The organism is Pseudomonas stagnisoli, from assembly GCF_048595745.1.
In the GTDB taxonomy this organism is placed as follows: Bacteria; Pseudomonadota; Gammaproteobacteria; order Pseudomonadales; family Pseudomonadaceae; genus Aquipseudomonas; species Aquipseudomonas alcaligenes_A.
Window position 1 is genome coordinate 4,248,953 of record NZ_CP184361.1, and the last position, 12,349, is coordinate 4,261,301.

Genomic DNA, 12,349 nt, shown 5'->3' on the forward strand with positions numbered 1-12,349 from the left:
AGAGGGGACGCCATACCGAACACCGAATGGCCAACCGAGCCTGCGTAGCACCTGACAACCCTTGTAAAGGACAGGAACACGACATGACCACCCTCAACAGCACCCCGCGCGCCGACGGCTTCCGCATGCCCGCCGAGTGGGAACCGCACAGCCAAACCTGGATGGTCTGGCCCGAGCGCCCGGACAACTGGCGCCTGGGCGGCAAACCGGCGCAGGCGGCGTTCACCGCCGTGGCCAAGGCAATCGCCGAATTCGAGCCAGTGACGATCTGCGTCTCCGCCGGGCAATACGAGAACGCCCGCGCACGCCTCGACGGCAGCAATATCCGCCTGGTGGAAATCAGCACCGACGACGCCTGGGTACGCGACACCGGCCCGACCTTCGTCACCAACGCCAGCGGCGAGGTGCGCGGCGTGGACTGGACCTTCAACGCCTGGGGCGGCTTCGATGGCGGCCTGTACTGGCCGTGGCACCGCGATGACCAGGTGGCCAGCAAGATTCTCGAGATCGAGCGCTGCGACCGCTACCGCACCGAGGGCTTCGTGCTGGAAGGTGGCTCCATCCATGTCGATGGCGAAGGCACCCTGATCACCACCGAGGAATGCCTGCTCAACCGCAACCGCAACCCGCACCTGTCGCGCGAGCAGATAGAGCAGATCCTCAGCGACCACCTGGCCATCGACAGCGTGATCTGGCTGCCGGACGGCCTGTTCAACGACGAGACCGATGGCCACGTCGACAACTTCTGCTGCTACGTGCGCCCCGGCGAGGTGCTGCTGGCCTGGACCGATGACGTGAACGACCCCAACTACCCGCGCTGCCAGGCAGCCATGCGCGTGCTGGAAAGCGCCCGTGACGCCAAGGGCCGCCAGTTGGTGGTGCACAAGATGCCGATCCCCGGCCCGATCCATGCCAGCGAGGAAGAATGCGCCGGCGTCGATGCCGCCGAAGGCACCCAGGAGCGCGACCCGTCGATCCGTCTGGCCGGCTCCTACGTCAACTTCCTGATCGTCAACGGCGGCATCGTTGCGCCGAGCTTCGACGACGCCAAGGACGAAGAGGCGCGTGCCATCCTCCAGCGCGTATTCCCCGAGCACCGCGTGGTGATGGTGCCCGGCCGCGAGATCCTCCTCGGCGGCGGCAATATCCACTGCATCACCCAGCAGCAGCCGGCACCGCAAGGACACTGATTGCTGCGCCGACAAAGCCCGCTTCGGCGGGCTTTTTCATGGGCACAAAAAAACACCGGGTGGCGGGCCGTGGTCGAACACCGCCCTGTAGCCCGGATGCAATCCGGGACCGGAGCGGCCTGTGTCCCGGATTGCATCCGGGCACCACTGCACGGCAAGGCCGCCGCTTTCTCCCTCCGGAAGAGGTCCGGGGTGAGAGAGAGCTCAGCCTCCCGGATTGCATCCGGGCTACGACCCGCGCCAGCGGGCTGTTTCACGCACAAGAAAAAGCCCGCCTATCGGCGGGCTTTCTATTTGCACCTCACTGAGCCTGGAGTTGCAGCTGCGGCTTGGGCGGCTGAGGCTCGGCGGCCTTGATCTGCAGGCTCGGCCTGGGCGGCTCGGGCTGCGGCTGCGGAGCACGCAGTTGCAGTTCCGGCTTCGGTGGTTGCGGTTGCGGCGCCTGCAGCTTCAGCTCGGGCTTAGGCGGTTGAGGTTGCGGTGCGCGCAGGTTGCCCGGGGTCGGCTGCGGATGCGGGTCCGGCATGTTCGGCTGCACCTGCAGCTTGTTGCCCTGACCACCGACATCCACATTGAGGGTGCTGGTGCACAGCACTTCCACATTCACCACACTGGACTGCTGCTTGTTCGGCGCCAGCACGTTGAAGCGGTAGCTGCGCTTGACCAGGGTGCCCTGGCCCTGGGTGTTGGCCTGGAAGCCACCGATGCCCTGCTGCACGGGACCGGCCTCGGGCTTGAGCACCACCTTCTGGTTGATCACCCGCAGGCTGGGCTCACCGACCTTGCCCGGCAGGTTGCTGCTCATCTGCATGGCCGCACCCTTGCCGCCGATTTCTTCCAGCCAGTACTTGATCGGCCCGCCACCGACGCCCTTGACCGTGGCCTTGAGGGTGATCTCGGCCGGGCACACGCCCTTCAGCTTGGCCGGCTGCGCCTCCAGTTGCACCTCGGTGACCTGGAAGCCGGCAGCCAGGCCCTGCGGCCCCTTGGGCGGATCGACCTGGTCGGCAATGGCCGGGTTGCCCAGGCACTGGATGGTCACCGGGGCATCGGTCTTCACCACGTACTGGTGGCTGCTCGGTGGACGCGAGCCTCCGCCACCCATTTCGTAGAAGCCGACCAGCGACAGAGGCGTCTTGAGCGAAACGTTAAAGCCATAGCGCAAGATGTGGTTCAGCGTCTTGCCCTGCTTGAGGCGATTTTCCTTCTCGAAGGAACAATAGGTGGCCACGTCGGGGCCGGGGATGCCATCACCGACCAACAGCGAAAACGGCAGATTGACGTTGAGAGAACCATTAGGCGCCATGACCTGGGCGCTGTTGAGGTCGAACATCTGCGACTTCTCGTAATAGTTCTCGCCGCCCTTGTGAAGGTTCGCCTCACCGACATAGATCCGCGCCCAGAGCGCCTTGTTCTGGTCCGGCTGAAACTTCCAACTGTGGCTGTAAGCGAAGCGCATCCTGACCGTCGTGCTGGGCACGGTGGACCAGCTGCCTTTGGCGTCCAGCTTGACCTGCAGGCTGTGATTCTGCCCGGCCGAGGGAGCGGCGCTGATAGTGGCCTGGGCAGCCGGGTTGGTGTAGGCCTGTGCCAGCCCGCTGCAGAGCAGGCCCAGAACAGCAGTGGTAGTGGCGAAGCGATTCATGATGAGGTTCCTTGTTCCGTTGGAAGAAGCACTACGCCCCTCTGTCGTCGACTCCCTCGCCATCGGTTCAAAAAATCTTCCAGGTGCCTTGAGTAAAGCCTGCAGCCCGCATACCGCGTGGCTCAGCGACAGCCGGGCAGGCGCGCCAGGCCGGTACCGTACTGTTCGTCGCGGCCAGCCGCGCCAAGGTCACGGGCCTGGGCCAGCAGCGCCTCGGGCGAGGCGGCCAGGGCCAGGGCAGCGCTGACGAAGGGCGCGGCGAAGGAGGTGCCGCTGGCAAAGAAGCCCTGCCCCGTGCCATCCAGGGTCCAGATGTCCTCGCCGGGGGCCACCAGCGCCAGGTGACGGCCGAAGTTGGACTGGCGCAGGCGGCGCAGGCGCGCATCCACCGCGCCCACCGCCAATACCTCGGGGTAGGCAGCCGGATAGCGCACCCCGGCCTGGCCATCGTTGCCGGCAGCGGCGACGAAGTGCAGGCGCGCGCCCAGGCGCTCGAACAGCCCCGCCAGCAACTGGCTGCGCGCGCCACCGAAGCTCAGGTTGACCGCCCGTGGCGGCGGCTCCAGGGCGGCGACCCGCTCCAGGGCGAGGATCAGCCAGTCACTGCGGGTGTGCAGGCCGGCCTCGCGATCCTCGCCAAATACGCCCAGGGCCTGAAGACGGGCGCCAGGCAACAGCCCGGCGACCTGGACACGGCCGACCAGCAGGGCCGCCACCGCCGTGCCATGGCGCTGCGCCTCGGCGCTGCGGGCGGCGTACTGCGCCGGCGGCAGGCTCTGGTAGTGCAGATCGGCGCCAGCGAACTCGGCCAGCGCGCTGTTCACCGGGCCATCGAGCATCGCCAACTGCAGGCCACGCCCGCATTCGGTCGGTGCCGGTTGGCCACGGCCCATGGCGCGCTGGCCCCAGTTGCGCAGCTGCAGCTCGGCCGCATCCGGTTGCGCCAGCGGTCGGTAGCGCTGGTTGAGCTCCTGCTGCCAGTCCGGAAAGCGCGCCCGCAGCTCGCGTTCCAGCTGCAGCACATCGGCCTCCGCCGGCAGGCGGAACACGCTGAGCACCAGGCCCAGGCTGGGCAGCTGCTGGCGGCGCAGGATACGCAGGCCGAGAGGCTGCAGCGCCAGGCGCTGCCGTTCGGCCTCGGCCCGGTCGGCAGCGAACACCAGCCACTCGCGCAGCGGCGGCAGATCGTCCGCCGGCGGCGGCGCCACGCCGCGCCACTGCACCGGCGCGGCCTGCAGCGGTGGCTGGTCGAGCAGGCTACCGCTGCGCCGCGGTGGCGGTATCGGCGGCGGACTGGGTGCCGGCGCCACCCCGGGTAAGGGCGCGGCAGGAGCAGGTGCCGGCACGGCAGCCGGAGCTGGCGCCGGCGCGCTCGGCGCCGGGCTGGGCGCAGGGCCACCCGGCACCGGCACACTGCTGGAGGGTGCGCCAGTGGGGTCGCTGGCAGCCTGTAGCGGCAGGCTCAGGAACAGCACCAGCAGCAGCGCCCAACGCCTCATGGCTGCTCCCGCGCCAGCAGCGCGGCGTGCTGCACCACGGCCTGCTGTTGCAGCCACTGCAGCAGGGCCTGGCCATCACGGAAGCGCTTGTCCGCCGGCACATGCACCTGCACCACGCCCAGCGCCGAGGGGCCGTCGACCAGCACCGCGTCCAGCTCCAGCAACAGAGCCCGAATCTGCTGCCACTGGGCATGCTCGACGAAGCGCAGCTGCACCCTGTAGCCCCCGCTGAGCACCTGCTCACTGCCGCCACTCTGCAGCTGCCAGTCGCTGTCGACCTGTGCCGGGCGCATCAGGATGCCCAGCTGCAGGGCGATCACCAACGCGGCCGCGGCGGCCAGCCCCGGCTTCCACCAGTCGCGCCGCGGCGCCGGCCGCGCCTCCTGCTGCAGGCTGCGCTGCAGCCGTGCCCAGCCCAGCTCAAAGGGCGGCGCCTCGTGCGCCTGCTCCTGCTCGCGCACGGCAGCGGCCAGGCGGCGCAGCACTTCCAGCTCCTCGCGGGCCTCGGCCGAGCGCAGCAGCAGGGCCTCCACGGCGGCCAGTTCGGCGCCCTCCAGGGTGCCGTTGAGGTACCAGGGCAGCAGCTCCAGCAGCGCCCGATCATCGAGTTCAGTGTTCATGCTTCACCTCCAGGGTCTGTGCCACTGAGTCGTGGGGGGCAGCCCGAGGGTTCATTGTGTTCATGGCGCAGCACCGCCCAGCAGGCGGCGCAGGCACTGCAGCAACTGCTGCTTGGCGTGCAGCATGCGGGTCTTCACGGTGCCGTTGGGGATGGCCATGATCTCGGCGATCTGCGGGTAGGACAGCTCCTCGAAGAAGGTCAGGTAGACCACCTGGCGATGGCCGTCCTTGAGGCGGTCGAGGCACTGGCGCACCTGCGCGCCCTGCTGGCCCAGCTCGATGGCCAGGCTGGCCGGGCAGGCCTCGCCGGCGGCCTCGTCCTCCAGCGCGGCCTCGTCGAGCAACTCGGTCGGGCGCTTGCGGCGCAGCAGGTCGATCGACTTGTAGCGGGTGATCGACAGCAGCCAGGTGCGCACCTGCGACTGCCCGGCGAAGGTCGCGGCGCGCCGCCACACCTCCAGCATCACCTCGTTGAGCACTTCGGCAGCGTCCGCGCCGTTGTGCAGCGTGCGCAGGGAGAACTGGTAGACCACGCCGTGGAAGCGCTCGTAGAACTGCCGCAGCGCACGCTGGTCGCCGCCGGCGATGCGTTGCAGCAGTTGCTCGTCGGTATCGGTGCTCATGGCTGGTAGCGCACTCTCCATTCCTGGCTGCGGCCGATCATCGCGCCGCCCTGGTCGTGGGCGGTAACCCGCCACAGATAGTACTGCCCCGGCTGCAGCTTGCTGCGCAGCAGCGGCGAGAGTGCGCTGCGGTTCACGCTGGCCGGCAGCAGCATGCCGGCGACGAAGCTGGGCGACTCGCCGAGCACCGCGCCGTCGTCGCCGCGCGGGCCGTCGGCGGCGAACAGCTGCAGCTGGTAGACCACCGCGCCCGCCACCGGCTGCCAGTGGAACTGGCTGGCGCCATCGACCGCACCCTCGCGCGGGCCGGCCTCGATCAGCGGGCCGCGGCGCAGCTCGCCGGAGCCGAGCACCTCGTACACCGTCTCCACCGTCAGGCCGTCCAGCGGGCAGCCGGCGTCCACCACCAGGGCATCGGCCGGGATCAGCTCGCGGTTGGTCACGCAGAAGCGCACGCGGTACTTGCCGGCCTTGTCGGTGGGCAGCGGCGGGCTGTTGAGGCTGCTCTGCTGGGCATTGCGCAAGTAGCTGCGCACCAGGGTCAGGGTGCGGTACACCGGTTTGCCCTCGGTGCTGCCTGGTTCGGCCACCTGCCAGCGGCCTTCCAGCAGGCCGTTGCCGCTGTAGGCCAGCAACACCTTGGCCAGCAGATCGGTATTGGCCGGCACCACCTTGACCCGCTGGTTGTCGCTGAAGCTGAGGCTCAGGCGCTGCACCAGCAGCTCGCCGCTCTGGTTCTCGCGCGGCGCGCGCAGGCCGCTGGCGACCAGGTTGAGGGTGACCTGGCTGCGCAGACGCGAGCTGCCACCGATGAATTCACGTTGCAGAAGCAGCCGGCGCAGGCCGCGCGCGTACCAGCCCTGCACGATGGCCGCCGGCAGCTCCAGCTCCTCGCGCAGCAGGAAGGGGCCGCCGCCCTCGGCGGCAAGACGCCCTCCGAGTGTCGTCAGCACGCTGCCGCTGGCGGGGTCGATCACCCGCGCCTGGGTGGAACTCACGCCATCGCTGTAGCCCTGGCTGGCCACCACCTGCCAGGCCAGCGCCAGCCGGTTGTTCTGGCTGGCCAGCAGTTGACGCTGCGCCGGCTGGATCTGCACCGCGCGTAGCGCACCGGACACCGCCGGCAGGATCAGCACCTGCTGGGCGCGTACGGTGCCACCACCGGACACCGGCGAGAAGTCGCGCACCAGCAGCACCCGGCGCAGGCCGTTGGCCTGCCAGGCCTGCACCGTGGCCTGGGGCACGGCAATGAACTCGCCGAACAGGAAGGGCCCCGTGCCGCCCTGGCTGAGCGTGCCGCCGACCGTGGCCAGGACGGCGCCGCCGGAGGGGTTGACGATGCGCGCCACGGGCGAGGCAGCGCCGGTGGAGTGGGCAGAATCGCTGGTGACGGTCCAGTTCACCGCCCAGTTGTTGTCCTGATTGGCCAGCAACTGGCGCTGCGCCGGTTGCGCGCTGGCGCCCAGCAACACGGCCTCGGCGGCCAGTGGCAGCCAGGGCAGCAGCACGGCCAGGAGGAGTCGAGGGAGAGCTTTCATGGTTCACCTTCCGCCCGCGCCAGGCGCGGGACTCTCATCAATAGTTGTGGGTATCCCAGCGCAGGTCGAAGCCCAGCAGCAGCTGCCAGTCCTCCTGCGCCTGGTCATAGAGGCGACTGTCTTGCTGCGCGTAGCTGCCCTTGAGGAACCAGTCCAGCCCCGGGCTCAGCCCGTCGGGCTGGGCCACGGTCCAGGTCAGCTGCAGATGGGCGCTCTGCTGCAGCACGCTGTCGCCGAGGAAATCGGTGTCGCCCAGGTGGCTGGTGTCGCGGCCACGGTAGTAGGAGGCATTCAGGCGCCAGCGCTCGGGCACGATCTGCCAGGCCAGGTCCAGGCCACGGCTGATGCCGCGGTAGACGTTGTCGTCGTCGGTTTCCTGCAGCTTGTTCCACTGCCAGCTGGTGGACAGGCTCAGCGAGTCCAGCGGCATGTAGCCGACCTGCAGGGTGGTGAAGCGGTTGCGCTGGTCCGACGGCGGCTCGTAGATCAGGTAGCCGTTCTGCTCGACCGCCTGCGAGCGGTCATCGGTGCCCTGCACGGTGTGCTGCACCGACCAGTTCCAGCGCGCGTGGTAGAAGCTGGCGCCGAACAGCGACTCGCGGGTGCGGTCGTCCAGGTCGAAGCCAACCCGCTGCGCGTCCTCCTCGTCCTGCCGGCGGCGGGTGTTGCTGTAGCCGGCGTTCAGCGAGGGCAGGCCGAGCAGGCGCCAGGGCAACGCCTCGCCATCCACCGTCGGGTAGTAGTAGAGGTTGAGCACGCGGCGGTCGGCGATCTGGTCGGCCACCTGGTCCTGATCGTCGAGGTTGTTGGTCTCGCGCGCCAGCTCGGCATCGAGCTGCAGGTTGCCCAGGTAGCCTTGCCAGTTGAGGCGGTCCAGGCGCAGGTCGCCGGGCAGCGACAGGTTGCCCAGGGTGAAGAAATCCAGGCCCACCTCGCGCCGCTGCAGGGTCAGGTTCCACTGGTCGAAGGGCCCGGCCGGGAACCACTGGCCGGAGCTGAACTGTGCCTGCAGGTCGTGTGAGGTGTCGTCCTGCTCATCTTCGCCACGACCGAGGCCGTCGCTGTCGAAACTCGACCACGCATAGTCGGCATGCAGCCACAGGCTGTTCTCGCCCAGGCGCGAATCCACCGCCAGGTTCCAGCTGTCGCCGCCGTAGCGGGTCTGCTGATCCGGCGACAGCCAGGCGGTGCCGCTGTCGGTGGTCTCGCCGTTGATATAGGCGGCGCTCAGCTGCAGCAGCTGCGGGTCGTCCTGCAGCGGGGTGAAGGTGAGCAGACCGCCGCTGCTGCGCTCGCTGCCACTCTGCGGGAAGCCGAGGCGGCGGTTGTAGTCGGTCAGCGGCTCGCTCTGCAGGCCGAACACATCCAGCTGCAGCGGCCCCTCCAGCGCATCGCCCAGGGTGACCACGGCGCCGCGACGCTGGTAGGCGCTGAACAGCAAATCCTCGCGCAGCACGCCGTAGTTGCCCAGGGCCACGCCCTGGCGCTGCAGGCCACTGCCGCGCGTGGCGGCCAGGCGGTAGTTGGGCAGCTCCCACTCGTTGCCGGTGGGGTTGTTCTCGCTGAGGTTGTCGTACAGCGCATCAACCTCGGCCTGCCACTGCCAGTCACCACCACCGCCTTCGCCGCGATAGCTGAGGCCGCCGTTGCTGGCGTAGCGCGGGGTGTCCGGATAACTGGCCGCATCCTTCTCGTCGACCCGGTAGCTGTTGCTGAGCAGGCCGTAGAGGGTGTAGCGATGCGCCGGCGAGGACCCGACCTGAGCGGCCTCGCCGGCGTCGGCCGGCAACGGCCCGACCAGCTCGTCCGCGACGGCCACCTCGCCTTGCGGCGCAGCACCATCCTCCGGCAGCGGTGCGGCGCCAACCTGCACCTCCGCCTCCAGCAGGGTGGCGACGTTGCCATCGGCGTGGAACACCATCACCAGCAACGGGTGGCTGCCCTCGCCCAGCGGGCCGCTGAGGTCGAGGAGAAACGCGGCGTCGCTGCGACTGACCAGCGCGGTGACGTCGTAGCCGTCGAGCTCGACGGCCAGCTGGTCGCCCGCGCCGACGCTTTCCAGCCCCGGCACGCTGAAGCTCAGCTGGGTCTGCCCGGGTTCGAGGGTCAGCGTCTCCGCGGCGCCGGCCTGGCCGACCAGCCCGGCCAGCAGCAGCGCACAGCAGTGACGGTTAAGGTGCAGGAGTTTCATGGCCTGTTCCTGACGTTCGCACCAGCGGCCGCCCACGCCTGGCGGGCGGTCGGCGTGGCTCACTGGGGCAGGACCGGAGCGCGCAGCGGCGCCCGGCCGGGTTGGGTTTGGCCACAGTTGCGCACTTCCACCGTGACCCGTGCTTTGTTATTGCTCTCGTTGCTTTCCCCAACCTGCTGCTGGTCATCGACCGACAGAGTCAGCAGGTGCGTGCCGTTGCCCAGGTAGATCAGGCCGGACACCCTGTGTTGCGCGCTACCGCCCAACCCAGCAATGGCCGCGTGGTGCAGCTGCTGCTGGTCCTCGCGCACACGGCTGACGAAGGCGCCAGCTGCGGCCTTGCCCAGGTTCATCACATCGTAGACCAGGCGCAGCTCGCAGCGCCCCTCGCGTTGCCGGCCCGCCTGGCTGGCGTCGACCTGGAGGCTGCCACCCCACTGGCCGGTGGTGCTGCCGATGGTGAGCCCGGGCGCATAGGACAGGTCGATCTGCGCCGGCCTGGGTTGCGGCGCGCTCAGCTGATCCGGGGCCGGCTTCGGCGGCTCCTTGCAGGTCACCTGGTAACCGGCGCTGGCACGCTTGGCCTTGCTCCAGTCCTGCTCGCCGGCTGGCAGCACGCGCAACTCGACCTGGCCACTGTGCACGTTGTCGGCATGCGCCTTGAGCGGCAGTCCGCCTTGCTGCGCCTGCGGCTTGGGCTGAGCCAGCTTGAGGTTGCCACCGCCGACCTTGCCGATGTCCTTGAGCTGGGTGCTGACACTGCGCCAGCCGCTGGTGTTGAGAGTGGTGGTGTAGACGGGTCCCAAGCCGCCGTTGTGCGCCCAGCGGTACTGCACCTGTTTCTGCCCCTGATTGCCCTTGAGCGTGCCCTCGGCCTTGAGGGTGACCGGGCAGCTGCCGCTATAGGGCGTCGGCTCGACCTTGAGCTTGGGCGCTTCCAGGGCAAAGGCAGCGGCCAGGTCCAGGCCCTGCGGCTTGGGTGCGCTGGGCGGGAACGGATAGCCCTCGCAGAGGGTTTCCACCTTCACGTTCTGCCAGGCATGGGCGTTGAGCTCGTCCAGCCCCGCGCACTGCAGAAACACCACGCCACCCAGCATCGGCTTGTCGCTGGCCGGCAGACGGTGCGCCTGCCCCAGCACCTGGCGCAGCTCACGCCCCTTGCCCAGCTCCGCCTTGAGGTGGGCATTGCAGGCCTGCACGGCGGCATTGGCCAGCTGCGCACCAACCGGCACGGCGATGCTGCCGCTGCTGCTGCGGGCGTTGTGCTTGGACTTGATGGTGATCCAGTCCTTCTGCGCCAGACGCTTGTGGTAGGCGTAGTAACTGTGCGGGTTGGCCTGGCTGTTGTCGTTGAGCCACCAGATCAGTCGCTCGATCTTGCGCACGCCCCGGCACTCGACCTGACTGGTGGCCTGCCACACCAGCTGCTGGCCGGGTTCAACCGAACTGTAGCGGGTACCATCGGACTGCACGCGGATCACCGGCAAGGCGCCGGTCTGCTTGACCTCGATGCTCTTGATACCGGTGAGCAGATCGCCCGGCGTGATATTGCGTGGACGGTAGGCATCCTCGGCCTGAGCGAAACCTGCCAGCAACAGGCCGAGAAACAGAGGGATAACTGTGCGTTGCATGACCGGGCTCTCCTGCCGGGTGGATGACACCCCTCAGTCGTGCGCCGGCCCGGCAGCGGTTCACTTTTTTACGAGGATTCAGTCCTGAAATGCCTGAGTGAACTGACCAATAGCGTCGACCACCCGCTGCGCCTCATCACGAATCTCCAACATGACCTCACCGGCCTGGTTAGCAAGACGCACACCCTCCTCCACCTTGCCCTGGCTGCCGCTCATGCCAGCTACCGCCCGATGCGCCAGCTCCTGGTTCTGCTGCACGACCTCGTTGATCTCGATCGTTGCCTGACTGGTTCGCGCCGCAAGGTTGCGCACCTCATCAGCCACCACAGCAAAACCACGACCTTGCTCACCGGCACGCGCTGCTTCAATGGCGGCATTGAGCGCTAGCAAATTAGTCTGCTCGGCAATGCCGCGAATCACCTGAACAATGCTGCTGATGCGCTCTGACTGGTTGCTTAGGGCCCCTATCTGCTGAGATACCTGGCTCAACTCATCGGCGATTCCGCGCACGACCTGTACGGTCTCCTCCACGGTGGCAGCACCTTTGACGGCGCTCTCATCCGTCTCGCGAGCGATATCGAAGGCCAGTTGCGCGGCCGCCGATTCGGCCTCCCGGTGGTCGACCTGGGCGGTAATGTCGCTGGCGAACTTGACCACCCCGTAAAGCTTGCCATGAGCGTCAAAAAGCGGGTTATACGTGGCGCGCAACCAAACCACACGTCCACCTTTGGCAATACGCTTGAAGCGATCAGAGATGTATTCGCCCTGATTTAAGCGCTGCCAAAAACGCCGATACTCATCACTGGTCGCCTCCTTCGGCTCACAGAACAGGCTGTGATGCTTGCCACGGACTTCCTCAAGCCTATACCCCATGGTCTGGAGAAAATTCTCATTGGCCTCGCAGACCTCGCCCAGCAGGTTGAACTCGATCACCGCCATTGAGCGCTCGATTGCCTTCAGCAGACTGTTATGCTGGTTTTCGACTTGAATCTGCCGGGTAATGTCAGTGGCTATCTTGACCACCCGATCTACGCGACCGGCAGCATCGCGCACTGGCATGTAGCTGGCTTCCAGCCAAACTTCCCGCCCATCCTTGGTGCGGCGCATGAAGCGGTCGCTGAAGCTCTCGCCCTGAGCCAAACGTCGCCAGAACTGGCTATAGTCCGGGCGATTCAGCATCTCCTGGGAACAGAAGATCCGATGATGCCGACCCCGCACCTCGTCGAGGCTGTAACCAACCACGCCAAGAAATGCCGCGTTGGCATCGACGATCTCGCCCTGTGGCGTGAACTCGATTACCGCCATGCTCTGACGAATAGCCGCCAACAGCTGCTCGCTCTTGTAGAGCCTTTCCTGGCATTGCTGCAGCTCACTGCGTGGAGAGAATCCAAACATGATGACCTCGGCGAGA

9 protein-coding genes and 1 pseudogene are annotated in these 12,349 nt (G+C 67.7%); 1 reads left to right on the plus strand and 9 read right to left on the minus strand.

Annotated elements, in window-relative coordinates; all coding sequences use genetic code 11:
• Positions 1-83: 83 nt before the first annotated feature.
• A complete protein-coding gene (gene aguA, locus ACOAPY_RS20340; RefSeq protein ID WP_465154517.1) occupies positions 84-1,190 on the plus strand; it encodes an agmatine deiminase in 1,107 nt (368 codons plus the stop codon).
• A 301-nt stretch (positions 1,191-1,491) separates the two neighbouring features.
• Here aguA and ACOAPY_RS20345 read toward each other — a convergent pair whose 3' ends face one another.
• From ACOAPY_RS20345 to ACOAPY_RS20385, 9 genes and pseudogenes are all read right to left on the minus strand, one after another.
• Positions 1,492-2,835 (minus strand): hypothetical protein, encoded by a 1,344-nt coding sequence (locus ACOAPY_RS20345; protein ID WP_465154518.1) that lies wholly within the window; start codon positions 2,833-2,835, stop codon positions 1,492-1,494.
• A gap of 122 nt (positions 2,836-2,957) precedes the next feature.
• Complete coding sequence (locus ACOAPY_RS20350) at positions 2,958-4,334, minus strand: S8 family serine peptidase (RefSeq protein ID WP_465154519.1); 1,377 nt, start codon at positions 4,332-4,334, stop codon at positions 2,958-2,960.
• Positions 4,331-4,954 carry an anti-sigma factor family protein gene (locus ACOAPY_RS20355; RefSeq protein ID WP_465154520.1) on the minus strand — a complete coding sequence of 208 codons (624 nt, stop codon included), beginning with the start codon at positions 4,952-4,954 and terminating at the stop codon, positions 4,331-4,333. Before ACOAPY_RS20355 ends, ACOAPY_RS20350 begins: the two co-directional genes overlap by 4 nt.
• A 60-nt stretch (positions 4,955-5,014) precedes the next feature.
• Entirely contained in the window at positions 5,015-5,578 is a 564-nt protein-coding gene (locus ACOAPY_RS20360) for a sigma-70 family RNA polymerase sigma factor (RefSeq protein WP_465154521.1), read from the minus strand.
• Positions 5,575-7,116 carry a hypothetical protein gene (locus ACOAPY_RS20365; RefSeq protein WP_465154522.1) on the minus strand — a complete coding sequence of 514 codons (1,542 nt, stop codon included), beginning with the start codon at positions 7,114-7,116 and terminating at the stop codon, positions 5,575-5,577. Before ACOAPY_RS20365 ends, ACOAPY_RS20360 begins: the two co-directional genes overlap by 4 nt.
• Positions 7,117-7,153: 37 nt before the next feature.
• Positions 7,154-9,307, minus strand: coding sequence for a TonB-dependent receptor (locus ACOAPY_RS20370; RefSeq protein WP_465154523.1), 2,154 nt, complete (start codon positions 9,305-9,307; stop codon positions 7,154-7,156).
• Positions 9,308-9,366: 59 nt separating this feature from the next.
• Positions 9,367-10,938 (minus strand): CARDB domain-containing protein, encoded by a 1,572-nt coding sequence (locus ACOAPY_RS20375; protein WP_465154524.1) that lies wholly within the window; start codon positions 10,936-10,938, stop codon positions 9,367-9,369.
• A gap of 78 nt (positions 10,939-11,016) precedes the next feature.
• Positions 11,017-11,469 carry a methyl-accepting chemotaxis protein gene (locus tag ACOAPY_RS20380; protein WP_465156886.1) on the minus strand — a complete coding sequence of 151 codons (453 nt, stop codon included), beginning with the start codon at positions 11,467-11,469 and terminating at the stop codon, positions 11,017-11,019.
• 90 nt (positions 11,470-11,559) lie between these two features.
• Positions 11,560-12,333: pseudogene (locus ACOAPY_RS20385) on the minus strand (PAS domain-containing protein); the annotation flags it as partial.
• Positions 12,334-12,349: the final 16 nt, after the last annotated feature.

What these genes read in the sequence shown, in the direction of transcription:
- aguA (WP_465154517.1), top strand. Translation starts at nt 84, where the DNA reads ATGACCACCCTCAACAGCACCCCGCGCGCCGACGGCTTCCGCATGCCC.
- ACOAPY_RS20345 (WP_465154518.1), bottom strand. Translation starts at nt 2,835, where the DNA reads ATGAATCGCTTCGCCACTACCACTGCTGTTCTGGGCCTGCTCTGCAGC.
- ACOAPY_RS20350 (WP_465154519.1), bottom strand. Translation starts at nt 4,334, where the DNA reads ATGAGGCGTTGGGCGCTGCTGCTGGTGCTGTTCCTGAGCCTGCCGCTA.
- ACOAPY_RS20355 (WP_465154520.1), bottom strand. Translation starts at nt 4,954, where the DNA reads ATGAACACTGAACTCGATGATCGGGCGCTGCTGGAGCTGCTGCCCTGG.
- ACOAPY_RS20360 (WP_465154521.1), bottom strand. Translation starts at nt 5,578, where the DNA reads ATGAGCACCGATACCGACGAGCAACTGCTGCAACGCATCGCCGGCGGC.
- ACOAPY_RS20365 (WP_465154522.1), bottom strand. Translation starts at nt 7,116, where the DNA reads ATGAAAGCTCTCCCTCGACTCCTCCTGGCCGTGCTGCTGCCCTGGCTG.
- ACOAPY_RS20370 (WP_465154523.1), bottom strand. Translation starts at nt 9,307, where the DNA reads ATGAAACTCCTGCACCTTAACCGTCACTGCTGTGCGCTGCTGCTGGCC.
- ACOAPY_RS20375 (WP_465154524.1), bottom strand. Translation starts at nt 10,938, where the DNA reads ATGCAACGCACAGTTATCCCTCTGTTTCTCGGCCTGTTGCTGGCAGGT.